At 53.9% G+C, this 25,391-nt stretch carries 16 protein-coding genes; 14 read left to right on the forward strand and 2 right to left on the reverse strand.

Annotation, left to right across the window (positions count from 1 at the left end; translation table 11 throughout):
- The first annotated feature begins 8 nt into the window (after nt 1-8).
- The 9 genes from BUA93_RS00900 (at nt 9) to BUA93_RS00940 (ending at nt 17,287) form a co-directional block, all read left to right on the forward strand.
- The gene (locus BUA93_RS00900; RefSeq protein ID WP_254793788.1) at nt 9-851 is read left to right on the forward strand and encodes a cell division protein FtsQ/DivIB; all 843 of its coding nucleotides are present in this window, start codon (nt 9-11) and stop codon (nt 849-851) included.
- Entirely contained in the window at nt 844-2,088 is a 1,245-nt protein-coding gene (gene ftsA, locus BUA93_RS00905) for a cell division protein FtsA (RefSeq protein WP_072976625.1), read from the forward strand. Before BUA93_RS00900 ends, ftsA begins: the two co-directional genes overlap by 8 nt.
- Nucleotides 2,089-2,124: 36 nt before the next feature.
- Nucleotides 2,125-3,780, forward strand: a complete 1,656-nt coding sequence (gene ftsZ / locus BUA93_RS00910) for a cell division protein FtsZ (protein WP_072976627.1) — start codon at nt 2,125-2,127, stop codon at nt 3,778-3,780.
- Between the two features lie 875 nt (nt 3,781-4,655).
- Nucleotides 4,656-6,233 carry a hypothetical protein gene (locus tag BUA93_RS00915; RefSeq protein ID WP_072976629.1) on the forward strand — a complete coding sequence of 526 codons (1,578 nt, stop codon included), beginning with the start codon at nt 4,656-4,658 and terminating at the stop codon, nt 6,231-6,233.
- Between the two features lie 190 nt (nt 6,234-6,423).
- Entirely contained in the window at nt 6,424-7,257 is an 834-nt protein-coding gene (locus BUA93_RS00920) for a TIGR02147 family protein (protein WP_072976630.1), read from the forward strand.
- On the forward strand, nt 7,250-8,620 hold the full coding sequence (locus BUA93_RS00925; RefSeq protein WP_072976632.1) for a hypothetical protein: 1,371 nt from the start codon (nt 7,250-7,252) through the stop codon (nt 8,618-8,620). Before BUA93_RS00920 ends, BUA93_RS00925 begins: the two co-directional genes overlap by 8 nt.
- Nucleotides 8,621-8,856: 236 nt before the next feature.
- Nucleotides 8,857-14,166: an excinuclease ABC subunit UvrA gene (uvrA, locus tag BUA93_RS00930; RefSeq protein ID WP_072977221.1), complete on the forward strand. Its 5,310-nt coding sequence runs from the start codon at nt 8,857-8,859 to the stop codon at nt 14,164-14,166.
- 83 nt (nt 14,167-14,249) lie between these two features.
- Nucleotides 14,250-16,685 carry a formylglycine-generating enzyme family protein gene (locus BUA93_RS00935; RefSeq protein WP_083597065.1) on the forward strand — a complete coding sequence of 812 codons (2,436 nt, stop codon included), beginning with the start codon at nt 14,250-14,252 and terminating at the stop codon, nt 16,683-16,685.
- Nucleotides 16,685-17,287 (forward strand): hypothetical protein, encoded by a 603-nt coding sequence (locus BUA93_RS00940; protein ID WP_072976636.1) that lies wholly within the window; start codon nt 16,685-16,687, stop codon nt 17,285-17,287. The genes BUA93_RS00935 and BUA93_RS00940 overlap by 1 nt, the downstream gene beginning before the upstream one ends.
- Nucleotides 17,288-17,391: 104 nt before the next feature.
- Here BUA93_RS00940 and ychF read toward each other — a convergent pair whose 3' ends face one another.
- On the reverse strand, nt 17,392-18,489 hold the full coding sequence (gene ychF, locus BUA93_RS00945) for a redox-regulated ATPase YchF (protein ID WP_072976638.1): 1,098 nt from the start codon (nt 18,487-18,489) through the stop codon (nt 17,392-17,394).
- Between the two features lie 129 nt (nt 18,490-18,618).
- Here ychF and BUA93_RS00950 point away from each other — a divergent pair, with 129 nt between their 5' ends.
- Genes BUA93_RS00950 through BUA93_RS00960 form a run of 3 tightly spaced genes read left to right on the forward strand, consistent with a single transcriptional unit; the run spans nt 18,619 to nt 22,305 of the window.
- Entirely contained in the window at nt 18,619-19,956 is a 1,338-nt protein-coding gene (locus tag BUA93_RS00950; protein WP_072976640.1) for an MATE family efflux transporter, read from the forward strand.
- A 13-nt stretch (nt 19,957-19,969) separates the two neighbouring features.
- A complete protein-coding gene (locus BUA93_RS00955) occupies nt 19,970-21,166 on the forward strand; it encodes a hypothetical protein (protein ID WP_072976642.1) in 1,197 nt (398 codons plus the stop codon).
- Between the two features lie 8 nt (nt 21,167-21,174).
- The gene (locus BUA93_RS00960; protein ID WP_139257639.1) at nt 21,175-22,305 is read left to right on the forward strand and encodes a hypothetical protein; all 1,131 of its coding nucleotides are present in this window, start codon (nt 21,175-21,177) and stop codon (nt 22,303-22,305) included.
- 78 nt (nt 22,306-22,383) lie between these two features.
- On the opposite strand, the gene BUA93_RS00965 is transcribed toward BUA93_RS00960, so the two are convergent.
- Nucleotides 22,384-23,328 (reverse strand): tyrosine-type recombinase/integrase, encoded by a 945-nt coding sequence (locus BUA93_RS00965; RefSeq protein ID WP_072976654.1) that lies wholly within the window; start codon nt 23,326-23,328, stop codon nt 22,384-22,386.
- A gap of 59 nt (nt 23,329-23,387) precedes the next feature.
- On the opposite strand from BUA93_RS00965, the gene BUA93_RS00970 reads away from it, so the two are divergent.
- Together BUA93_RS00970 and BUA93_RS00975 are read left to right on the forward strand one after the other, a co-directional pair.
- A complete protein-coding gene (locus BUA93_RS00970) occupies nt 23,388-24,671 on the forward strand; it encodes a hypothetical protein (RefSeq protein WP_072976656.1) in 1,284 nt (427 codons plus the stop codon).
- 68 nt (nt 24,672-24,739) lie between these two features.
- Entirely contained in the window at nt 24,740-25,390 is a 651-nt protein-coding gene (locus BUA93_RS00975; RefSeq protein WP_072976657.1) for an STAS domain-containing protein, read from the forward strand.
- Nucleotide 25,391 lies beyond the last annotated feature (1 nt).

Genomic DNA, 25,391 nt, shown 5'->3' on the forward strand with positions numbered 1-25,391 from the left:
AGATTGGATTGAAGGAACGTAGTACCACATTGTTTGGCCGCCGCATTGGCACCAACGAACGCAAACGCAAGCAGGAACGTGCCCGCAAGGTAAAGCACGGGTTTAGCTGCGTGTGGTGCTGGTTCAAGCGACGGGGCTGGATTTTCGGCGTGGTCCTTGCCGTGATTGCGTTCCTCGCGATTCACAACCGGTTCTATTTGCAGCGATTCAATCCGCTGGAACTGCGCTACCTGCAGTATGTGGAAATCGAAGGCAACCGTATGCTTTCGTGGGAAGACGTGATGCAGAACGCCCAGGTGGAAACGGGAATGCGGATGTCCGAACTGAACGAAGATTCCGTAGCGGCCGCCCTAACGCAGCTTCCGCTAATCCTTTCGGTCAGTGTCGAAAAGAAGTTCCCATCTTCGCTGTACATCAAGTTGCAAGAGGCTACTCCCGTGTTGACCGTGCTCGAAGGTGGCAAGGCGACCATCTATTCGGAAAAGGGGCATCCGCTTCCGTACTCGGTGGCGACCGCTATGCGGCTCCCGGTGCTAGAAGTAGAGGCGCTCGATAAGGTCAAGATGATGTCGCAGTTCCTGCTTTCGATGCGAAACGCGGACAGCGAACTCTACGACAGGGTCTCGCAGCTGAGCTGGAGCGAAAAGGATGCCGCTATAAAGGTGTTCTTCAGGGATGTGGGCTATGTGGCCCTCTTCCCGGCAAAGAATTGGAACAAGGATATGTTTGTCTTGTATAAGGCCGTTGAAAATGGATTTGTACCCGACTTGCAGTGTGCAGGTGAACTCGATATGAGGTTTTCGGGCTTTGCGTACGTAAGGAATTATGATAAGAGGTGCGTCAATGGATGACAGTAAACAGGAAAAGAGAAAAGAGGAATACATCTTTGGTCTCGATATCGGGGCTTCGAAGCTGAACCTTTTCGTAGGCATTTCGGAAGGCGAAAATGTCCGTGTTGTGGAATGCGGCGATTTCCCTCTCAAGAATGCGGACGAATTTGACTCGGTGGTGGATACGATCCAGCAAGCGGTCCAGGTAATCGAGAATTCGACTCGCGTCGATGTCCGCGATGTCTACGTGGGCATTGCCGGCAAGCATGTCCGCTCTTACAGTTTTCAGGGAATTGTGACGCTCCCGACGGGCGAAGTTCGCGAAGAGGATATCGACAGTGTACAGCGTCAGGCTAGCGCGGTGCCGCCTTCGGCGGGCGAGATTATTCACGTGTTCCCGGGCGAATACTCGCTGGACGAAGAAGAACATATCCGTAACCCGAAGGGCCGTTCGGGCCGTCGCTTGGGAGTTGAAGTCCAGGTGGTGACCGCTCGTCAGAATGCCATGCAGAACTTGGGCAAGATGATCAACCGTGCGGGTCTCAATGTAGCGGGTTACGTGTTGGAACCTCTGGCCTCTGCATGCTCCGTGCTTACCGATGACGAGCGCGAACTGGGTGTCGCCTTGATCGACTTTGGCGCGGGTACGGCGGATGTTGCCGTTTTCGTGAACGATTCCGTGCGCTTTACGACCTCCATTGACTATGCCGGAAACGTCATCACGAGCGATATCAGCCGCTGCCTCAATGTTCCGATTTCGCTTTCGAAAGCCGAAGAAATCAAGAAGAAATACGGAACATGTACCATCAACAATCTCATTGAGGACGAAACGTTCCCGGTTCCTGCTGTCGGAAACCGTGGCGATGTTCAGTGCTCCCGCAAGTTGCTTGCGAATATCATTACGGCGCGCGTGGAAGAAATTTTCAGGTTGCTGAATGAGGAATTGAAAAAGTGCCAGATTGATACCATTATTAATGGAGGTATCGTCTTGACGGGCGGTTGCTGCGCCTTGGAAGGTATCGAAGATGTGGCGTGCAGGGTGTTCAAGAAGCCTGTCCGCATCGGTCGCCCCAAGGGAATGAGCGGCATCCAGGAAGCCTACCAGAATCCGTCGTATGCGACCGGAATTGGCCTCCTGTACTATGCGAACAAGCAACACCGCGAAAAGAAGAAAAATGAAACGAGCAAGATGCAGATCCCGGATACTGTCAAGAAGGGGTTCCAGCATTTCGTTGAAATCATCAGGAAGTATTTATAACAACAACCAACACTCACTACCAGGGAGATAATTAACATGAGTGAAATCGACAACTTCAATTTCGAAGTCAAGTCTCGCGTTATGGGCGAGGTGCCATCTTATAACAACGCCAAGGTCAAGGTGTTCGGCGTCGGTGGAGCAGGTGGAAACACCGTGAACCGCATGAAGGACATGAACATCGAGGGCGTGGAATACTACGCCGTGAATACGGACTCGATGGCCCTTGACCAGAGCAAGGCTGATCATACCATCCAGATCGGTGACAAGGCTACTCGTGGCCTGGGCGCCGGCATGGATCCTGAAATGGGCCGCAAGGCTGCCGAAGAATGCATCGACCAGTTCAAGGAAGCCATGAAGGATTCCGACATGGTGTTCATCGCTGCCGGTATGGGCGGTGGAACCGGTACGGGTGCAGCTCCGGTCGTTGCCGGTGTGGCCCGTGAACTCGGTATCCTCACGGTGGCCGTGGTGACCAAGCCGTTCCGCTGGGAAGGTAACGCACGTTCTTCGATCGCGCAGTCCGGCATTGCTGCACTCCGCGAATGCGTCGACACGATTATCGTTGTCGAAAACAAGAAACTGCTCGGTCTCCTCCAGGCCTCTAACCAGAAGGCGACCATGGAAGAAGCCTTCAAGATGGCTGACGAAATTCTCGGCAACGCCGTCAAGAGCATTTGCGGCATCATGTTCCACCATGGCCTTGTCCATGTGGACTTTGCCGATATCCGCAAGGTCATGCTGAAGGGCGGCACCGCTCTGATGGGTACGGGTTACGCACAGGGTGAAAACCGCGGTATCATGGCTGCCGATATGGCTCTTGCCTCTCCGCTTCTCGAAGATATCAATATCGAAGGCGCTTCGGGCGTGCTCGTGAACGTGGCTCACGGCGAAAACTACTCCTTGCTCGAACACAACGACGCTATGGAACACATCTACGAAAAGGTGGGCGAAGAAAACAACCCGAACATCATCGTCGGCGACATTACCGATCCTAACCTTGGCGACAAGGTCTGCATCACGATCATCGCGACGGGTTGCGGTGGTACTTGCAAGCCTGCTTCGAACCGTGTGAACGTGGGACCGCTTCCGTCCAGCTTCATTCCGCATCCTACGATTGCGATGAATACGACGGCTCAGACGAATCCGTTTGCTCCGGCGAATTCCTCCGCGGTGACTCAGGCCGCTCCTGCCGTTCAGAAGGCAACGCCGCGTCCGACCAGCGTGAACTTCTTCGCCCAGCTTCAGGCCCAGCAGCAGGTTCAGACTCCGGCTCAGCCCCAGGTGCAGCCGCAGGCCGAAATGACCGCATCGATTCCGTCTATTACGGAAACGCAGGTGGTTCGTTCCATTAACGCAGCCATGTTCAATTCTCCGGATTTCAACGCGACTGCCCCTGCTGAAGAAGAGGTCGTTGGTCAGGGTTCCGATACTGCGGAATTCTCTGCTGTTGCCGATGAGGACCGTATGAACGGTGGTCGTGGTGGCGTGGAAACCAACAATGTTGGTAGCCGCGAAGCTTCTTACACCTCTCAGAATGAGTTCGATATGCCTGCGTACGCTCGACAGGAAAAGTTTGCCGCTATGGAGCCTGCCATGGCTTCTGCCCGCAACGAAAGTGAAACGGAACGCGAAGTGGACTATCTCCAGCCCGCTTGGCTCCGTAACGCTCAAGGCAGCATGAACAACTTCTAATATGCGCTTGCTGATAAATTCGGCGAAAATATCTACGGGACTCACGTCTCGGTAGGTTTTGCCGGAATTCTCCAAGAAAATCACACACACAATGAGTGCGCAGGTGCGTACTCACCACAACACAAGGGGTTGCCCGGGACTCCCTGCCTGGGCAACCCTTATTATAACCGGAACGGCTTAGTGAATGTGGGTTCGTCCCCATGGCCGTTCCTCTCGCCTTCGTTACCAGTTTGCGCTTGGTAACTCCGGCTCACGGTTTTATACCGCTCGCGCTCAATTATGTGAATTCGTCCCCAGCGCGCTCGCTCTCGCGACCGCCACGGCTTAACGCCTGTGGCTTTGTCGCTCACGATTATACCGCTCGCGCTCAATTATGTGAATTTGTCCCCGGCGCGCTCGCTCCCCCCGCAAGGGGGGCCATGTCCACATAAGCACTAAAGTGCTAAGTGGCCAAAGGTCGCCAACACAGCACGCTTAACGCCTGTGGCTTTGTCGCTCACGATTATACCGCTCGCGCTCAATTATGTGAATTTGTCCCCGGCGCGCTCGCTCCCCCCGCAAGGGGGGCCATGTCCACATAAGCACTAAAGTGCTAAGTGGCCAAAGGTCGCCAACACAGCACGCTTACGCCTGTGGCTTTGTCGCTCACGATTATACCGCTCGCGCTCAATTATGTGAATTCGTCCCCAGCGCGCTCGCTCCCCCCGCAAGGGGGGCCATGTCCACATAAGCACTAAAGTGCTAAGTGGCCAAAGGTCGCCAACACGGTTCGCTCGCGCCGTGTCGCTCGCGTTCAATCGTATAAGTTTTACAATTAAGTCATCCTGGAACCCGAAGGGTGACGGGATCCATTTTTTTTTATAAATTTACGCATTATGCGATTCCGTGCTCTTTTGGTTGCAATAGGCTGCTTTGTGTCCGTCGCCCTGGCGACGGATTCTGTGAATAATTCCGCCCCGGCGGATTCCTCACACTACAAGGGCTACTTCCAAATCGGCACGGACTTCAACTTCGGCTTTAACGGCGGCCCGACCGACCCGACATTTGCTGTGGATACCGCCGAAACCTATGGCGGCAACTGGCGCGGGCTCCGCGTTCCGCTAGAAAACGCTCGCAGCTACGAGGAACATATCGAGCCGTTCTTTACGCTTGCGTTCCGTGCGGGCTACGGTGATTTCCATTTCCTTTTGGAAGCCCCGCTCCGCAGGGATATCGAAGCCTGGTACGATAGTGACCTCAAGACGAACTTTACCTACAAGCCGAGCGAACTCGACATCGGCGTGCCCATCAACGCCTACGCACTGTGGAACAATCCCGTGGGCTACGTGCAGTTGGGTCGTTTCGATCCCGAAGACCTCAAGGTATCCCCGAACGACCTGACGATTGGCGGCGTGCCGTACCACGACGGTCTGCATTGGAAATTCAAGGCCGGCATCTTCCGCTACGACTTCCTGCTTTCTTCCTTGAACGCGTGGCTCTTTGACGATGTCCCCGGCGAACCGGACGAAACTGGATGCCGTTACCCTGCAGGCTCCGAGGCGGCGGAACAGAAATGCCCCGAAAAAGACAAGCAGGCCGCCAACCAGCGCGACCGAATCTACGACGAGAATGTGAAAAATCTCGTGTACCACCGTATCGGTGTCGAAACTAAACATTTCTGGACTTATGTGATCGAAGAAAGCATGGTGGGTGGCAAGGACCTGGAATTCCGCTCCATGAACCCGTTCATGTTCCTGCACAATAATTTTGCGGGCGGCTACACCAAGGCGGTCACTTCGTTTGAACTCGGCTTTACCCCGATTCAGGGTTCCCGTTTTTACGGACAAATTTGCATGGAAGACATCAACAGCCCCGTGGGCGAAGATGACGACAAGGGCACGAACCGCAGCATGATCAGCTACATGGCGGGCTACTATCAGGAAATCCCGACACGCCGCTACGGAACGTTCTCGTGGCGCTTCGACGCCGTGCGTACCGATCCGCTGCATGGCAACGGACGTCTTCCGCTGCTGGAATATTCTAGCCGTCGCCTCTACCGCAGCAATTATCGCGAACAGGACGATCCCGATTACGCCGACATGTACTTTGTCGATTATCCCATCGGCTACCGCCGTGGCTCCGACGCGCTTGACCTGTGGCTAGACCTCGGCTGGAAATGGGGACGCCACGCTGCCAAGGTGACGCTCGCCTGGCTCCGTCAGGGCGACAAGGAACTCTACACCGACTACGACATCGCCATCAAGGAAGAATACTCCCCGTCGGGAATCGAAGAAAAACAGTACGTCCTCGACGGCCTTTATTCCATGCAGTATAACAGCTGGTTCGGTTTCTACCTGGGTGGCGGAGTACGCAAGTACAGGAACCTCGCGCACGACAGGGACGAGGACGGCGTAGACGGCTGGATCCGCTCTGGCATCAAGATGACCTTCAACCCGGTCGATACGAAGTTTTAATCATGGTGGGAGAGGCCTCTCCCAATAAAAATCCCCTTTCTGCAAAAAAATACGGAATGATACGGAATGTATCATTCCCGTTTAATTTATGCATTTTTATTTAAATTTTTAGGCCTTTTTGCTTAAATTTTGCACTTTTGTATCATTCCGGCTATTGCGCAATTTACATTTTCTAGGTAGATTTATAGACATGAAATCAATAACCGAATACAGAGACTACCGCAAGTTCATGCAAGACTTCTACGATGAGCGCAAGCGTACGGGCGCATTCTCGTGGAGGGAATTTTCGAAACTTGCTGGATTTGCCTCGCCAACGTACCTTAAACTGGTATGCGAAGGCAAAAGTGGGTTGAGCAAGGTTAAGATGAAACAGGTTTCCAAGGCGATGGGACTCACCGGATACGAAGAGGAATACTTCTCCCTCCTCGTGGTTCTGGCCAAGGCGACCAAGGATATCGACAAAAAGGACGCTCTATTAAAAATGGAGAAAATCGCCGCGGAACACAAGGTGCGCGTCGTCGACAGCGATGTCTTCCAATACTATGAATCCTGGAAATACCCCGTGATACGCGAACTCGCTCCGATGATGCCGGGGGCACGTCCGCGCGACATCGCCGAGGAATGCAAGGAATACGTCTCGGCCGAAGAGGTCCGCGACATCCTCGCCTTTTTGGTTAAAGCGGGGTTCCTGAAGAAGGACGGCGAGAAAATCTATTCGCAAACCGAGAAGGCCGTTATCGGTTCGGCAGAAGCGCAACCGATTGCCATCCGCGCGATGCACAAGGAGATGGGCAACGTGGCCGTGCGTGCGGTGGACCGCTACAATGCAAGCGAACGGTACTTCACCGGGATGACTATCGGCGTGAACGAAGCGAACTACGCGCGCATCGTCGCAGAAATCGACGCCTGCGCCAAGAAAATCGCTGCCATCGCAAACGAAACAGAAAACTTAAACCAGGTTTACGGGCTGAATTTCCAGCTTTTTCCGTTTACAAATAAGTTAGAAGGAGTGAAAGATGCTTAACCACAAAAAGAACCTCTATGTCGCAGGCGTGTTCGCCCTTTGCATTTTGGCGGCCTGTTCGTCGGACAATCCGTCAACCGCAGGATCTACGACCATACCGAATGCAACTGCAGATGGCGACACTGTCACCCTTGAAGGAAACGAGCTTGTTATTCCCGAACTCAGGGATCGTTGTTACTCAAGCCGAGACAGCAGCACAAATCAAGACAGCGCCACCTATCTCTGCGGTGCAGACCAAGATTTCTCCTTCTACTCAAAATTCACCGCATTCGAGACAGAACCGACTTCCCTAAGCAGCGACATGGACTGTCTTGATGTCATGCTCTACGACAAGGAAAATGGAGCGTCAGCGACTTGCTCCGCAGGCGACCAGTCCTTCGATGCCAAGTTCAAGATGGAAGCAAGATACGGCTATATCTTCAAGACATTGACAATGCACAATGTCGGAGCCGCCTGCGACAGCATTCTCCAGGAGTTCCAGGATGTATGCAACACAAACCCGAAAATCATCGTGGATGGCGGTTACAGTGGTTTCTGTACTTCAACGGGAGACTTGTACGCTTTCTGCGCCGATTTAAGCCATCTTACATTGGAATGCTCTGAACCCGAAGCTGATGGGACAAAGAAATGCCATGTAAAACGGGATTCCACGACAGCTCTCGACACGAACCGCTTTATCCAGGACTTCGTAAAGAAATCCGAAAGCGTCTGCACCGACATTAACACCGGCAAGCTTGACGTTTCGGACTTTGACCCCATCGAAGATTACTGGGCTCCCGGGCACAACCCCATTGACCACCTCGACACAAGCAACAAGGGAGAACCTATCGATACAGCAGCCTTCACTCTGGAAAAATATGCGGAGCAATTCGCGGATGTATCCGAAGGAATTTCGTTCGACAGTCTCATACTCGCCTACCGCATTCTGCCGACAAGCGAAGTAACCCTTGACACGACCTCAACGAGCTGGCTCACCATCAGGGAACCCTCACCCGCCGAAGTTGCCAAGTACTTCCCGATGACAACGGCCATTACCGGAGAAAATTTCAATTCCGAGCATTGCGATATCTACACTGTCGCCATCTCAGGGTCCCAATTCTTAGCCATAATTCTGACGCATATCGAATATGAATACGTCAAATACGCGCTTATCTTCGCCGACGGAGACTGCAAAAAAGGTGATGACTTCGTGCAAATCTTCCTTATAAAAGACTGCACAGGCGAATTCGATGAATATGCGATGACATCTGCAGATGGAGACTTCTTCGAAAACACTCCTTGGACATGCGACGAGAACGGAGTGCCCCCCGGCAGAGAGAACGGCCCCTACGGCGAATGGTACCGTGCGGACTTGCGCCAATAGGCTCTGTCCCATCAAATCGTGTAGCTACGGAAACATTGCGAAGTCGGAACCGGCCGAAATAGCCTAAAAACTACGGTTACGCAGCGAATAAACAGCCTGGAAGAGGCTTACGAAATAAGGAATGTTTGCTTGCCAGGGCTAAGTGTACGGATTGGCCTAGCAGAGCCTGATATATTTCTACACAAATGTTCACTAAAAATTAGACGGCAGGGCCGTCTTTTTCTATATTGAGTGGCATGACAAAATCTATTGAAATCCGCGATGCGCACGAGCACAATTTACGCCATGTGAACCTTTCTATTCCCCGCGATTCCATCGTGGTGGTGACCGGCGTTTCCGGTTCGGGCAAGTCGAGCCTTGCCTTCGATACGGTGTTCCAGGAAGGCCAGAGGCGCTTCGTGGAGTCGCTCTCGGCGTATGCGCGTCAGTTCATTGGCCGCATGAAGCACCCCGAGGTGGAGAGCGTGCGCGGCATTTCTCCGACGATTTCGATTGACCAGAAGACGGTGAACCGAAACCCGCGTTCGACGGTGGGTACGGTGGTGGAAATCTTGGACCATTACCGCTTGCTGTTTGCGCGCCTCGGCGTGCCGCATTGCCCCGATTGCGGGCGCGTGATCCAGGCGCAGACGGTGGATCAGATTGTCGATAATTTGTATGTGAGTGACGAGGGCAAGCAGATTACGGTGATGGCGCCGATTGTGCAGGAGCGCAAGGGCGAATACCGCAAGGAACTGGCCGAACTCAAGGAAAACGGATTTGTGCGTGCCCGCGTGGACGGCACGATTTATCGCCTGGAAGATGTCCCGGCGCTGGTGCGTTACGAGAAGCACACGATTGAAGCGGTGATTGACCGCCTGACGCTGGAACGCAAGAATATGAGCCGCCTGCGCGAGGCGCTGGAAGGCGCGCTGAAACTGACCGACGGAAAACTGGTGAGTTTCTTGCTTGCTGCGGCTAGTTCCGCAGGTGCGGGGGATGCGTCGCAGTCTGGAAATGCGTCGGCCAAGGAAGAATATCGCTTGCAGGGAACGCTGCTCGCTTGCCCTAAGTGCGGCATCTCTATTCCGGAACTGGAACCGCGGTTCTTCAGCTTTAACGACCCGAAGGGACGCTGCCCCGCCTGTAAGGGTATGGGCGAAAGCTACAAGTTCGACCTGGACTTGATTATCCCGGATAAGACGAAATCGATTAAGGACGGTTGCATCGCCACCATCAAGAAGGACGACGGGACGCTGATTTTCAGCGACTTCGGGCGCCGCAACCTGCGTAACATTGCAAACGAGATGCATTTTTCGCTGGATACGCCGTGGAACAAGCTCAAGAAGGCGCAACAGGATGCCGTGCTGTACGGCACGCCCAGCGGGAGCGAACGGGGAATCATGCCCATCATGGAAGAACTGTGGGACATGTGGCACATATACCATTTCCGCAAGTACATGCAGATTGGCGTTTGCCCTGAATGCCACGGCACGCGAATCAACCGCACGGCGAATGCGGTCACGTTCCATGGCGTGAATTTGACCGAGATGACGGAATGGTCCGTCGAGAAGTCGGTGGAATTTTTCAATAAGATAGACTTGTCCGAAAAGGAAAAGCGAATCGGCAAGGAGATTCTGAAAGAGATTCGCGGGCGACTTTCGTTCCTCAATGCGGTGGGGCTGGGTTACCTGACCATCAACCGCAAGGCGTCCACGCTTTCGGGCGGTGAAGCGCAGCGAATCAGGCTTGCAAGTGCCGTGGGCGCCGGCCTGCAGGGCGTGCTTTACGTGCTTGACGAGCCGAGTATCGGACTCCACCCCCGCGATAACGATAAACTGCTCGGGATGCTGGAACATTTGCGCGCGCAGGGCAACTCTCTGATTATCGTGGAACACGACGAAGATACCATGCGCCATGCGGACTGCGTGATTGACGTGGGGCCGGGTGCCGGCGTGGAAGGCGGTCGCGTAATTGCGGCGGGAACTGTCGAGGAACTCGAGAAGAACAAGGCGTCGCTGACGGGCGCGTACTTGAGCGGCCGCAAGGCCATTGAAATTCCCGAAAAGCGCAAGAAGATTGACAAGAATACGCCGAAACTCAAGATTTGCGGTGCCGCCGAAAACAACCTGAAGAACATCGATGTGGAAATCCCGCTCGATGGCGCGCTCACGGTGGTGACGGGCGTTTCGGGCTCCGGCAAGAGTACGCTGATTAACCAGATTCTACGCCGCGAACTGGCCCGCGTGTTCTATAACTCCGAAGAACCGGTCGGCAAGTTTGACCACCTGGAAGGTCTCGAGAATATCGACAAGGTAATTGAAATCGACCAGACGCCGATTGGCCGCACGCCGCGAAGCAACCCGGCGACGTACACCAAAATTTGGGACGATATCCGCGACCTTTTCGCCAGCATGGAAGAAAGCAAAATTCGCGGTTACAGCAAGAGCCGATTCAGTTTTAACGTGAAGGGCGGCCGCTGCGATGCCTGCGAAGGCGCGGGCGTGAAAATTGTGGACATGCACATTCTGCCCAGCGTGCAGGTGACTTGCGAAGTTTGCGGCGGCAAGCGCTTTAACGATGCCACCCGTGAAGTGTATTTCAAGGGCAAGAACGTCTCCGAAATTCTCGATATGAGCATTGCCGATGCGGCGGAATTCTTCAAGGACATTCCGAAAATTGCAGAACCGCTGAACTTGCTTGTGGAAGTGGGCCTCGGCTACCTTACTTTGGGCCAGCCTTCGACAACGCTCAGCGGCGGTGAAGCGCAGCGCATTAAAATTGCTTCTGAACTGCGTCGCCCGGGTACAGGCAAGACGCTTTACCTGCTCGACGAACCGACGACGGGCTTGCATTTCGAAGATATCCGCAAGCTGATGGATTGCCTGAATCGCTTGCGCAGTCTCGGCAACAGCGTCGTGATTATCGAACATAACCTGGACGTGATCAAGTGTGCCGACTGGATTATCGACTTGGGTCCGGATGCAGGCATCCACGGCGGGCGAGTGATTGCGACAGGTACGCCGGAACAGATTGCGAAGAGCAAGAAGTCCGAGACGGGTAAGTACCTCGCGCCGGTGCTTGCGAAAAAGCACGGCGAAAACCATCATTTTGACCGCACGCTCAAGGGCGGCGAAGACTTGTCGCTGGATATCGAGGTGCATGGCGCCCGCAAGCACAACCTCAAGAACATCGACGTGACGATTCCGCGCCACAAGCTCACGGTCGTGACGGGCGTTTCGGGCTCCGGCAAGTCGAGCCTCGCGTTTCATACGCTCTTTAGCGAAGGCCAGCGCCGCTTTGTAGAGACGTTGAGCACGTATGCCCGCCGCTTCTTGGGTCGCCCCGACCACGGGAGCATCGATTCCATTTCGGGCCTCGCACCTGCGATTGCGATTGACCAGAAGAGTGCGAGCAAGAGCCCGCGCTCTACGGTGGCGACCCTCACCGAAATCTATGACTACTTCCGCATTTTCTGGGCGAGGGTCGGCACCCCGCATTGCTTGAAATGCGGGAAGCCTGTGTCTTCGTACAGCGCGGGCGACCTGATGCAATACGCCTACGACCGCGACTTGAATAAGAAAGTCACGGTGCTTGCTCCGTTCGAAATCAAGGATGTGCTCAAACTTTCGAAAATCCTCACTGAGAAGGGCTACCGCAAGGTTTACCTCGGCGATAAGCTGGTGGAACTCCCGCTGCCGAAAATCCCGACCCGCGAAAAGCAGTTGTTCGCTGTCGTCGATACGGTGGTGGTCAAGGAAGAAAATCGTGCCCGCCTGGTAGAAGCCTTTGAACGCGGCTACCGCGATGGCAACGGAATTCTGTATGTGGAAGACGAGAAGGGCGGTCGCTTGGCCTGCTCCGAAAAGCCGGGCTGCCCCGATTGCGGCTGGTACATGGATTCGGCGCTGAACCCGAAACACTTCAGTTTCAACACGCACTGGGGTGCCTGCGAAACCTGCCTTGGCCTTGGCCACTTTAAAGATGGCGAAGTCTGCCCCGATTGCCACGGCGAACGTTTGAAACCGGAATATCTGGCGGTCCGCATCGGCGACAAGAACATTATGGATGTGAACCACATGAGCATCGCCCAGGCGCTCGAATGGTTCAGCAACGAAAACTTCAAACGCGACAATTTCGGAAAAGACAAAAATCCCGATGGCAAGATGACGGTCGCGGAACCCTTGCTCCGCGAAATTGTGGGGCGTCTCAACTTCTTGAAGGGCGTGGGGCTCGGCTATATTGGCCTCGACCGCGCGGGCGACACGCTCAGCGGTGGAGAATCGCAACGTATTCGCCTTGCAAGCCAGATTGGTAGCGGCCTCGAAGGCGTACTTTACGTGCTTGACGAACCCACGGTGGGCCTGCACGAAAGCGATACTGCCATGCTGCTCGATACGCTTTACCGCCTGCGCGACCTCGGTAATACGCTTGTCGTTGTGGAACATGACATGAAGATGATGCAGGCGGCGGACCATATTATCGATATGGGCCCCGCGGCGGGCGAGTTCGGCGGTGAAGTCGTCGCCGAGGGCTCTCCGGAGCAACTCTCCAAGCCGTATGCCTTGCAGCAGTTCCCGCGCAGCGAAACGGTCAAGTACCTCACGCATACCATCCCGATGGCGAACGAGATTGCGGCAAAGCCCATTACCGATTCTACGGAATTCTACGAGTTCGAAAAGCTCAAGCACAACAACTTGAAGAATTTGTCTGTAAAGTTCCCGAAGGGCGCGATTAGCGTTGTCTGCGGTGTATCTGGCTCGGGCAAGAGCTCCATGGTCATGGACGAAATCTACCCGCGCCTCAAGAAGAAATTCCAGGCCCGCGGTCGCAAGAAGCAGAACGGTGAAGTCTTGCTGGTGGACCAGAGCCCGATTTCAGGGACTCCTCGCAGCACGCCCGCCAGTTTTACGGGCGTGTTTGACGAAATCCGTAGGCTTTTCGCCAAACTGCCGCAAGCCAAGTTGAAGGGCTTCGACTATGGCCGCTTCAGCTACAACTTGGCTCGCGGCCGCTGCGAGGCCTGTGAAGGCCGCGGCGCCATTTCGGTCGAAATGCACTTCCTTTCGGACGTGTGGGAAGTCTGCGATGTCTGCGGCGGCAAGCGCTACAATCAGGAGACTCTCACCGTCACCTTCAAGGGTAAAAATATCGCCGATGTGCTCGACATGCGCGTCGCCGAAGCCTGCGAATTCTTCAAGGACCAGCCGAAAATCCTTCCGAAACTGGAATGCCTGCGCGATGTGGGCCTCCCGTACGTAAAACTTGGCCAGTCTGTAACGACCCTCAGCGGCGGCGAATCCCAACGCCTCAAATTGGCGGCGGAACTTGCCCGCAAACCTGCCCAGGAAATGGTCTACCTGCTCGACGAGCCGACTACCGGCCTCCACCTTAAGGATATTCAAATTCTCTGGAACATGCTTCGCAAGCTTTCTGCCCGCGGCGATACGGTCATTGTCATCGAACACCATCCGGACATTATCCGGCTTTCGGATTGGAAGGTGGAATTAGGCCCGGTTGGGGGCTCCGAAGGCGGTTATTTGCTCAAAATGGGGGTGAATGATTGAGTCTTTTTAGCAAAAATGTTATCTTTATGTGAGAAAAATGGAACATTTTGTGTGTTCTGGCGGATTTGAATATAGGAGTTGATATGTCCTTAAAACGATTGCTTCCGTTCTTGCTGTTGCTCCCGATTCTTGCGCTGGCTGACAGCGACAAGAACTTTAGGGTCGCCCCGGTGATGTTCAAGGAAGGCGTTTCCCTTCAGCCGATTGCCAATATGGCGATTATCAAGGAAGGCAATATGATCCTCTCGGAACCTCCCATGGTTCCGCTTAAGCCGAGTATCATGTTCCTGCGTCATAAGAAGGGCCCGAAGGAATACCTCTGGTTCTCCGGTCCGGTCAATGTTGAAAACTTCGAAAAACTCCATGCGTTCAGTATGGCAGATAACTACCTGAAACCAGCCGAAGTAATGCTGATGCGTTTCTATGCGACGCAGAATTCTAGAGCGTTCCAGGACGAAGCCGATATCTATTTCGACAAGGACTATATCTATTCTCCGCGTGTTCCCAAGCTCTTTTTCAAGAAGAACGGCCAGTGGCAGGTGCTGCAGGAAACGAGTCGCCCCGGTATCTTGACGATTGAATCTCCGGTTCCCAATTTGCAGGTGACATCCATTTCTGCCCGTATGAAGAATGTCCCGCCGCGCATTTACCCTCTGTCCCATGGAATGTACGCCTTCATTTTCGAGGCTCCTAATTACCTTCCGTATGTCGATGCCGTTTCCGTAGAGGATTCCGAAGTCAAACTCCAACCGCAAATGGTGGTTGCCGATACGGTTTCCAAGGTGAAGGTGACGACTTCGGTGACCATGGAGGCTGTTGCCAACGCGAAAACCCTGGAAGAAACTGAATCCCTGTTCGATATCCTTTCCAAGGAAATCCAGAGTTCGATTCCCAAGGTTGATACCAATGATTTCGGAAAAAACTATCCGTCGCTGCGTAAGCCCCTTTCTTTGGGTGTTGCTGCGGATGACAGCGTCTATATCAAGTATCGCAACCGCTACAACAATAAGCGCGAAGAATCCCTGTTGATGTGGCGCATGAACAAGATGGGTTCCGCAAGCATCATAAACAGGGCCCTGCGCCATAAGCTGGATAGCTTGCAGAGTCTTCCGTTGCAGGTTTCGCTGGTCCCGACAAAGATTGAACCTGTTTATGAAGACGAGACTTGCCCCGAGGAACTGGCTCCGGCTCCCGTTGATTCTGCTGTTAAAGCTGATTCTGTGAAGGCCGATACTACGGCTCAGACTGATTCTACTGCCCATGCGGCGGATTCCTCTGTGGTGACAGACTCTTCTGCGACGAAGAGTGCGCCGGCTGCGGCAGATTCTGCTGCGGTGGATTCCTCCAAGCAGGCTCCTGCCCCGGCTGCGGCTGAACCTGCTCCTGCCAAGGTTTGTAAACTCAAGGCCATCCGTCTGGTATTCGGCAAGCAGGGTGAACGCTTTGATGTGTCCTGGAGCGGTAACGCCAAGGGATACACGGCGGATTCTCTCTACGCGCTCCTTTCTTCGGGTGTTGCCGTGCGCGCGTTCATTAGCCTCGAGAACAACAAACCGGTGTGGCTTTATAACGGCGCCGACTTGGTCGGCCGTCACCATTACCGTTATGTGAAACTTGAACTCTCCATAAACAATGCGAAGGTTCCCTGCCGCGGTGCCTTTGAATTGCCGGGTTACATCTTTGATCATCAGGAAGTCCAGGAATGGCTGAACCGTCCAGTCGAAGAAAAACCGCACCTGCTCACTGAAACTCCTGAAAAGGTCAAGCCGCAGGAAGACGACGGTCTTGTTCTTGATATGGCTTTGCGTGTCCCTCGCGTGATTCGCGACAAGATGCACGGCAATGTCGCCCTGATTGATTCCGGTTCGTTCCGTTACAAGGGTAAGGTCGTGGCGATGTCCGGCTTTGGTATTCAGACGACCGAAGTGACGCAACAGTACTTCAAGGATGTCATGTCTCATCTGGATTCGACGAAACAGGTGAAGGACCGCTCCACTTTCAAGGGGGCCCGTATTCCGGTGCACAATATTACGTGGAGCGATGCCCGTGCGTTCTGCAAGGCTATTGGTGGTGACTTGCCGACTGAAGCCCAATGGGAATTTGCCGGCCGTGCCGATAACAACGAAGGCGCCTTGTGGAACCTGGACGAAGATCCGAACCCGGGACTTTATGCCATTTACAAGGCGAATTCTTTTAGCTTGGGCAAGAAAAATCCTGCGTATGGCCCGCAACCGGTCAGCAGCAAGAAGTCCAACGCCTGGGGTATTTTCGATATGTCGGGTAATGTGGCCGAATGGACCCAGGACTCCTACTTCATGTTCTCTGTCTGGGTAGAATCCTCTAACCCGACGGGTTCCTTCTTCGGTTCGTCCAAGGTCTATAAGGGCGGCTCCTGGAAAGACAAGGAAGATGACTTGAACCTGACTGAAAGCGACGATGAAGATCCGCGCTACTGGTCCGACAGGCTTGGTTTCCGTTGCGCCTTCCCGCGTAACATCTTTGAGGGACAGCAGAAGTAATGGCTGATATTGCTAAAAACGATATACCTACAGGAAAACGCGAAATGAGTCTTTTCAAGAAGTTGACGGCAATTCCCTATTTGCTGGTCCTTTTGGCTCTGTTGATGCCGTTAGCCAATGTTTCTTGTAACGATGAAAAGGTCGTTGCCGAGCCGAACCTGTATGAACTTGCTTCTGGTTTGAATCTGGAAACCGCTTTGAAGGAACCTGCGTTGGGCATTCTCCATAAAATGCAGTCCGGCAATCCGGCAGCTCTGGAAAAATTCAAGGACGCTATGCCCCATTTCCCGAAAATGGAACCTGTCTCGGCGCTTTATGCAGTGTTGATCGGCACTGTAATCGCGGCGGTCTTCGCCCTGTTTACGCCGCTCGGATCAATCGCCATGGGGATGATTACGATGGTCGCAATGTGGTTTTTCCTGGCTCAGCTAGGACAAGTTAATGCGAGCATGGGGATTCCTCTTTTGAAGGTGGAACCCGGCCCCGGAATCCAAGCGGCGTCGTTCATGATTCTGATTGGAACCGCGATGAACCTCGCAAGTATCATCCGCCCGATTGTGGACGAAATCAAGGCGAAGCGCGCCGCAAAGAAGAAATCGTAGAAGTTTGACGCTACGTCATCCTGGCCCCTCAAGGGCTTAAATGAAAAAGCTCGCCAATAAGGCGAGCTCGTTTTATAATTGTAACTTAATTGGTGTAGCCGCGATTACACGTTGAACAGGAAGTACATGATGTCGCCATCCTGTACCACGTAGTCCTTGCCTTCGGTGCGGACGAGGCCTGCTTCCTTGGCGGCGTTCCAGCTGCCGTGCTTCAGGAAGTCTTCGTAGCTCAATGTTTCGGCGCGAATGAAGCCGCGTTCGAAGTCGGTGTGAATCACGCCTGCGCACTGCGGGGCCTTGTAGCCTGCGTGGAACGTCCAGGCGCGGCATTCCTTTTCGCCGGCGGTAAAGAAGGTGCGGAGTCCGAGGATTTCATAACCCTTGCGCACCACGGCGTCGAGGCCCGATTCCTTCATGCCGAGTTCCTTGAGGAATTCGGCCTTCTCGTCGGGTTCCATGGCAGAAAGTTCTTCTTCGATCTTGCCGCTGATCATGATGACTTCGTGACCGTTTGCGGCTGCGTATTCCTTGAGCTTTTCCACATAGGCGTTACCGGTCAAGATATCGTCTTCCTTGACGTTTGCGCAGTAGAAGAGCGGCTTTGCAGTCAACAGGGCCAAGTCCTTTACGATCAGTTCCATTTCTTCGCTGTCGTGCATCACGGTGCGGGCGGCCTTGCCTTCCTGGAAGGCGTCGCGGAGCTTTTCGCAAGCGGCGAGGCGGGCCTTGGCTTCGGCACCACCCATGCGGGCGGCCTTGGCTTCGGTAGCGAGGCGCTTTTCGACAGAGTCGAGGTCCTTCAAAATCAGTTCGGTTTCGATGATTTCCACGTCGCGGACCGGGTCAACGGAACCGTGCACGTGCACGATGTTTTCGTCGTCGAAGCAGCGGATGACTTCCATGATGGCTTCGCATTCACGGATGTGAGTCAGGAACTGGTTGCCGAGGCCTTCGCCCTGGGCGGCACCCTTTACAAGACCTGCAATATCCACAAATTCTGTAACGGCGGGGACGATGGATTTCGGATTGTAGACCTTGACCAGCTCGTCGAGGCGGCTGTCAGGCACGCTCACCATGCCCACGTTCGGTTCAATGGTGCAGAAGGGGTAGTTGGCCGCTTCGGCGCCGGCGTTGGTGATGGCGTTAAAGATGGTGGACTTGCCCACGTTGGGGAGGCCTACGATACCGCATTTAAAACCCATGATAATCTCCGTTTGATGGCGACCTGGAAAATTGTGGGCCGCTCTATTTTTTTGCGTAGTAAAGGTAGAAAAATGCCCTTGTGGGCGGCTGCGTGAAAATCTAAATTTACGCCCGATTTTAAGGTGAGTATGGCAAAGACCAATGTAGATATGTTGAATGGCCCCTTGGGTAGGAAAATCCTGTGGTTTGCCATTCCGATAGCCTTGAGCAGCATTTTTCAGCAGCTGTTCAACTTGACGGATGTTGCTGTGGTGGGGCAGTTCGCCGGTGACAAGGCGCTGGCGGCGGTCGGTGCGAACACTTTCGTCATCAATTTGCTCATCAACCTGTTCGTGGGAATTTCGGTCGGGGCGAATGTGGTGGTCGCCAATTCCATCGGTGAACGCAGTTACCGCTCCGTGACCCGCAGTGTACACACTTCGGTGATGGTGTCGTTCTTTAGCGGAATTTTCCTTTCGTTCGTGGGAGTCCTATTCGCGCATCCCATTCTTTCGGCCATTTCGACTCCGGCAGACATTCTGGACGACGCCGTGCTTTACCTGCAAATCTACTTTGTGGGAATGCCTTTTGCCATGGTCTATAACTTTATTGCGGCGATCCTGCGCGGAAAGGGCGACACCAAGCGCCCGCTCTATGTGCTCATGGTGGCAGGTGCAGTGAATGTGGTGCTGAACCTGGTTCTGGTGGCGGGCTTTGGCCTGGGCGTGTCGGGTGTGGCAATCGCGACGGTCATTGCCAATGCTATCAGTGGCGTTACTTTGTTCTATCTCTTGCTGCATGAGGTGGGGCCTTTCAAATTGGAATTCTGGAAGTTGCGCGTGACACCCTTCTTCTTGAGCCGAATCCTGCGCGTAGGGATTCCGACGGGACTCCGCGGCGTCGTATTCTCGTTTAGCAATGTGTGCCTGCAGTCGGCTATCAATAGCCTCGGTTCTGCAACGGTGGCGGCTTCGTCGATAGCCCTCAATTACGAATTCGTGGTGTACTATTGGCTGAGTTCTTTTTCGCAGGCGTGCGTGACATTCGTGGGGCAGAATTTCGGTGCAAAGAATATGGATCGCTGCCGCCGCACCGTCCGCTGGTCGCTTTTACTAGGGTGCTGTTCTACGGTTGTCTTGAGCGCGCTTTGCTGCATTTTCGCCTATCCGATGCTTTCGGTGTTTACGTCGAATACCGAAATTATTGAAATTGCCTCCATCCGCATGTATGTGGTGGTGGGGCTCTTGTTCATTAACGTTTTCCTGGATGTGTTTTCCGGGGCGCTTTCGGGAATGGGCAAGTCCCTGGCGCCTGCGCTTACCTGCATGGCGGGGGTGTGCGGAATCCGAATCCTTTGGGTGATTTTCGTGTTCCCCAGGTACAAATCCTTTGCCTCGTTGATGGTGGTTTATCCGATAAGCTGGGTTCTTACGATTTCTGTGATTATGGGAATCTACTTCTACCACATAAAACGGGTTAAGTTTTAGTATATTTCGGTTGATGCGATATTTAAGCCTTACAGCCTTATCTTTAATGTTCGCCCTTTCGGCATGCGTTTACGAACCTGAACAGTTCGTGGAATCTGAAAAAGGGGAAAATTCGAACTCCAACAATTCGGTGACCGATATGGGGACGCTTTATGCGGTGAACGACGGAAAGCAAATTTGCAATCCCTCGGTCTCTCAAGATCCTAAAAACTACCCGGCTTCGATGCTGTGGTTGAATTTTGGCGGCACGCTCAAGGTTAAGGCTCCGGATTCCGTTTACACGACGTCGAAGGTGGTGCAGCATGATCGCCTTTCGGTGTCCGATACGTCGGGCAAGGTGCTCTGGTACCTGATGCGCGATACCGAGGCGGGAGATTGCCAGTTCCAAGATCCTGAATGGAGTACGCATCCGAATTATATCGTTGCTCTCCGCGCTTTCAATTCCAAGGGAGAAAGTGGCTGTAAGGAAAGCGATATGGATTACGGCATGTTTGCAGTCCGTATGTCCGACAAGAAAAAGTTCTTTTTCTACAACAAGGAAATGAGCGAATTTGCGACGCCTCACCTGTGGGTAGAAACTGGTGCCGAACCCGATACGGCTGCCGCGGATAGCACGGTGGAAGGTTTCTTCGGTACGAATCAGGTGCGCCTGGTTTATGTGAACAAGAAAGATGAAATTGTATTTGTGGATTATGCAAACGGCGGAACCAAGGGGGCAAAGACGCTCAAGAAACCGTCGGGAGTCGATGGCTGGATGATGGACAGCCCCATGATTTCGCCTGATGGAAATTATGTGGTCTACAACATGATCAATTCTTCGATGACGGGGTGGAAATCCTTTATTCAGGAATTGTCCGGAAATTCGAAGCCTATTGAAATTGAAAAGTCTTCGGGCATGATTTCGGAACCGGTTCAACCGCGCTGGTTTGCCTATGCGGAACGCCTGTTCGTGATGTGGACGGAATTCCCGCAGGGATCGCAGTTTGTGAACAAGAATGACTTGTCCGAAGTTTCGGTGCAAGATGGGAGTGCTGGTCGTACGGTGATGCGCGAAGTCTCGGTTGCGACGGGGGCTCCTGCCGACCTTGCTTTTGCCTGGGCCGGGGATGTGATTGAAATTGCCCCGATTCCGATGATTGGCGGACGTTCTCCTGATGGTCGCTTTGTGGCGACCGGTACAAACTTGGGCTTTTTGCTTGAACTCCCGTGAGGTGAATCGTGAAGAAGAGTTTATTTAGCGGGATTTTGTCGGGAGCTGCCGTGGCGGCTCTTTCGGGCGTTGCTTTTTATGCTGGTTTGAATTCGCCTGTCGAAGTGGCGACTCCGTGGGAGTCTATCGGCGGTTGCGGTGCCGGTGGCTCGGGTGGCGGCTCGGGAGATGGTATCAAGTGGATTGGTCAGGGTGTTTCGGGTGGATACCTTGAAACCGAAGTCTTTACCAAGTACAGCGTCGGGCAGAATTTTTCGGGTGTGACATTTACTCCGCATTTTTCGATTAAGCCGACATGGTCCACCAAGCTAGGCGTGTCCATTCCGTGGATGAGCCACAGTGGCGAAGTGCAGTACCGCAGCAACCAGATTCCGACCGACCGTACGACGGGCGGTATGGGTGATATCAGCTTTGACTTCAGCAAGACAATCGGTAGCGGTGGTGCCGCATCTCTTTCGGCAAGTCTCACCATTCCTACGGGGCAGTACGACATCAAGCGCGGTACTGATGCCGCCGAAGAAATTTTGCCGAGTAGCTTCCAGAAGGGCTCGGGCCTGTATTCGCTCACTCTCGGCTGGGATTACAGCCGAGATACCGACCAGGGAATTTGGCTTTACGGTCTTAGCTACACGCATCCGTTTGCCATGCACCTGATTTCGGGTGAAAACGAATTCAACGATTCCTACTGGAAGGATATGGACCATAAGGGCGATCGCTTCGAGTACCGCTTCAAGCCGTATGGCGAAAACGACCTTGGCGCCTACACTCCTCCTTCTGTCGGTGGTTCTATCGCTTATGGTTACCGTGGCCGTCCGGGAATCGTGCAGAGCTTCGGCGTGAATTTCTCGATTCCGCTCGGAGTCGCTTGGATCAACTCCGAAAAGGTCGGTACCTACGATCCGCGTCCGGACCCTGATCATCAGGCGTGGTCTGTGGCTTTCGCTTATGGCATCGAGTTCTCGAATGCGGATTTCCCGGTGTTCCTCGCCGTTTCGCTGCCGCTGCACGACAAGGCCAATGCGGCTGACCCGAGCGACGAATACGATGAAAGCCCCATGCGTAAGTGGGACGCTCCCGATTGGAGTGACTTTGGCCAGCAGTGGACCATCGCCGTCGGCATCAAGGGAAGCTTCTTTTAGTTAGACAGTGGTTAGTAAACAGTGGTTAGTAAACAGGTTTATAATCCTAACCACTAATCACTAACCACTAGCCACTTTTTATGCTCTTGGGTGCGTCTTCTTGAAGGCGGCGCGCAGGCGTTCTGCATTTACATGAGTATAAACTTGAGTGGTGGAGATATTCGAATGCCCGAGCATCTCCTTGACGCTCATAATTTCGGCGCCGTTTTCGAGCAGGTGCGTGGCGAAGCTGTGTCGTAGCACGTGCGGGCTTGCCTTGCCTTCCCAGCCGATTTCGCGAAGCAGGTGCTGGATGTCGTTCCGGAGCGTGCGTAGTCCGAAGGGCTTGCCGTCTTCGCTTAAGAAAACGTAGCCGGTGGCGGTGGGAACGTGTCCCGCCGCAAGTTGCATTTGTTTGTAATTTGCGATGCGACTCACGAAACTTTCGGTGAGCGGTACGATGCGTTCCTTGTTGCCCTTGCCGAGTACGCGCACCAGGAATTCCTTTTCGTTGATGCGGTCCCAGGTGAGCATCTGGCATTCCGAAATACGCAGGCCCGAACCGTAGATGAGTTCTAGCAGGATGCGGGCGCGCACTTGCGGAAGTGTCGCATTCTCGGGTAGTTCGGGAAATTTTTCTTCGGCGAGGTCCTTTTGCCCGAGCACGTTCACGAGGCGCTTGGGGCGTTTGGGCATCGGCACGTTTTCGGCGGGATTCTTCTCGGTGATTTTACTCTTGACCAGGTACTTGCCAAAGCTCTTTAAGGCTGCCAAATGTTCGCAGATGCTTGTCGGGGCTAGCTTCTGCTTCATCTTCAGGTCCCATACGAAGGCCTTGACGTTCGTATCCGAAAATGCGGAGAGTTCCGGAGAGTTCTCGAACGGTGGAAACGATTCCTGCGGGGCGTCCTGAACGGGGGTTGCACCCAGATGCTCCAGAAATTTCGTCAGCGACTTGCGGTAAGTGTCCACCGTGCGCGGCGAAAAACGCCGCCTGTCCGCGATGTACTGCAAAAAATGTCCGATGTGTTCCGAAAGGTTCATCTAAAACATGTTCCTGGTGGTCTTCACCCTAAAAATAATTCTATTTTGAGAATCAAAGTATGGCGTTTGCAAAAAAATATGTGGGTATTGCTCTGGTTGCCGTGTCGAGTGCATGGGCTGCCGACCGTGTCGTGGGTGCAAATGCGACTCTCGATATCGAACCGGGGGCGCGCTCGGCGGCACTCGGTTCTGCGACCATGGCGGTCGACGGTGACTACCTGGGGCTGATGTCGAACCCCTACCAGCTTGCAAACGTGAACTATGCCTGGGCTTCCTTTTCTCATACGGAATATTACGAGGACACCAAGTACGATTTCGCATCGGCGGTCGTTCCGCTGGGCGAGGGACAGGGCCTCGGTATCTCGTTCTCCCGTTTCGGTGCAGACGATATTCCCTATATCAAGGAAGGAGAACCGCTTCCCGAAGGCTCTAACTATAACACGCTTTCGATTGCCGACTGGGTTTTCTCGCTGACTTTTGGCCGACGCATTACGGATAGGCTCGAATTGGGTATCGGCTTCCACGGGCTTTATCGCGAAATGGACCAGACCGGTTGGGGCTTCCGTGGCGATGCGGGACTGCGCTACCGCCTTGTCGATGAACTATTCGTATCGACCCTCTTGAAGGGGTGGACTTCTTCGGCGGCGTCCTGGGAATCGGGCGAGTTCGAGTATTCCTCTCCTGAACTTTATCTGGCCGCAAGTTACGGTCTCCCGGTACCGTACCTGTACGGCAAATTGAACCTGTACTGGCAGGGAGCGGAACTCTTGCATCGCGAAGCCCGCGACATGGATTACGAAACGGACGAGTCCCGTGGCAAGCGCGTCTGGGAAAATCCCCTGGACTGGCTCTCGGGTGGCCGCGGCGGTATCGAGTTCGCCTTTGACTTCGGCCTCAGCCTGCGTGCGGGTCTTTCTAGCTTTACCACCTTCCAGAGCGTGACTGCGGGTGCGGGTCTAACCATTGCGAAGTTCGTGAAGGTTGACTACGCATTTGAATCGCATCCTGTGCTTTCGCCGGTGCACCGCGTGAGCGTGAGCATCAGCCCGTATCTGTTTTCTCATTCACCTAGGCCGGGGACGACCGAGGCGACCGTCCGTACGACCAAGGTGCTTACCGAGGAATCCGAAGAGACGGATGCCTACGAAGAAATGGAACGCGTACCGGATGAACCTGTGGAAAAATCCGTCCAGGAAATGCCTGCCGAATCCGCTCCGAAAGTCACTGCGACTGAATCGTCTACGCCCGAAAAGGAACCTGTGCAGGCAGCCCCCGCTGCTCCTCAGACCTCGGTTCCTGCCCCTGCACCTATTATCGAGACAGATGACGAGGTGCTGGAATAAATGGGAGTTTTTTTGACTTTTTTTGTGATTAATCGCACAACTTGCATTTTTTAGGTTATATTTAAGGTATGCCGCAATTAAAGAACTATCGCGAAGTTGGTGTTTTCGATTTGATTTCAGCCCCCTTGAATCCTATCGGGGCTTTTGATGCTGAACAGTTTAAGAAAGACGTTCGCGCGCTCCTTGCCGAAAAGAAGGACGAACAGTTCTTGGCCGTTGACTTGACCGGACTTGACTTTGTCTATAGCGATGCCTACAACGCTTTTATCCAGTTCCAACAGGAAATGGAAGATCGTAGGGGAATGTTTGCTGTCCTGACCAATAACAAGACCATTGTCGATGGACTCCGCAAGGCGGGGCTCGACAAGAACATCAAGGTTTTCGCCCTGGAAGCGGACATGATGTCGTTCTCGCTGCACGCCCAGTCGCCCGAGGGCGAATCTGCTACGGAATCTGCTGGCGAACCTGCCGCTGTTGCCTCGCAGAATGTCAGCGCCGCGTCTGAGCCTGCTCCTTCGCCGCATCTGGATCGTCGTACGGGTCAGCACCGTCGCTTTACCAAGAGCTTCAACGCCATTGCGAAAGAAGAACCGGGTTCCAAGAAAAAAGGCCTGGATGTCCCGTTCGACGATGAACCGTCTTCGGCAAAGACCGTAATTATCGTGGTCCTGCTGTTGCTTGCGGCTGTGGGCGGAACGCTCGCGTTCTTCTACATCTAGT

The sequence above is a fragment of the Fibrobacter sp. UWH4 genome (genome assembly GCF_900142475.1).
GTDB lineage: Bacteria > Fibrobacterota > Fibrobacteria > Fibrobacterales > Fibrobacteraceae > Fibrobacter.

Excerpts from the sequence above, each read along its gene's own strand:
- ftsA (WP_072976625.1), top strand. The coding sequence starts at position 844 with ATGGATGACAGTAAACAGGAAAAGAGAAAAGAGGAATACATCTTTGGT.
- ftsZ (WP_072976627.1), top strand. The coding sequence starts at position 2,125 with ATGAGTGAAATCGACAACTTCAATTTCGAAGTCAAGTCTCGCGTTATG.
- BUA93_RS00915 (WP_072976629.1), top strand. The coding sequence starts at position 4,656 with ATGCGATTCCGTGCTCTTTTGGTTGCAATAGGCTGCTTTGTGTCCGTC.
- BUA93_RS00920 (WP_072976630.1), top strand. The coding sequence starts at position 6,424 with ATGAAATCAATAACCGAATACAGAGACTACCGCAAGTTCATGCAAGAC.
- BUA93_RS00925 (WP_072976632.1), top strand. The coding sequence starts at position 7,250 with ATGCTTAACCACAAAAAGAACCTCTATGTCGCAGGCGTGTTCGCCCTT.
- uvrA (WP_072977221.1), top strand. The coding sequence starts at position 8,857 with ATGACAAAATCTATTGAAATCCGCGATGCGCACGAGCACAATTTACGC.
- BUA93_RS00935 (WP_083597065.1), top strand. The coding sequence starts at position 14,250 with ATGTCCTTAAAACGATTGCTTCCGTTCTTGCTGTTGCTCCCGATTCTT.
- BUA93_RS00940 (WP_072976636.1), top strand. The coding sequence starts at position 16,685 with ATGGCTGATATTGCTAAAAACGATATACCTACAGGAAAACGCGAAATG.
- ychF (WP_072976638.1), bottom strand. The coding sequence starts at position 18,489 with ATGGGTTTTAAATGCGGTATCGTAGGCCTCCCCAACGTGGGCAAGTCC.
- BUA93_RS00950 (WP_072976640.1), top strand. The coding sequence starts at position 18,619 with ATGGCAAAGACCAATGTAGATATGTTGAATGGCCCCTTGGGTAGGAAA.
- BUA93_RS00955 (WP_072976642.1), top strand. The coding sequence starts at position 19,970 with ATGCGATATTTAAGCCTTACAGCCTTATCTTTAATGTTCGCCCTTTCG.
- BUA93_RS00965 (WP_072976654.1), bottom strand. The coding sequence starts at position 23,328 with ATGAACCTTTCGGAACACATCGGACATTTTTTGCAGTACATCGCGGAC.
- BUA93_RS00970 (WP_072976656.1), top strand. The coding sequence starts at position 23,388 with ATGGCGTTTGCAAAAAAATATGTGGGTATTGCTCTGGTTGCCGTGTCG.
- BUA93_RS00975 (WP_072976657.1), top strand. The coding sequence starts at position 24,740 with ATGCCGCAATTAAAGAACTATCGCGAAGTTGGTGTTTTCGATTTGATT.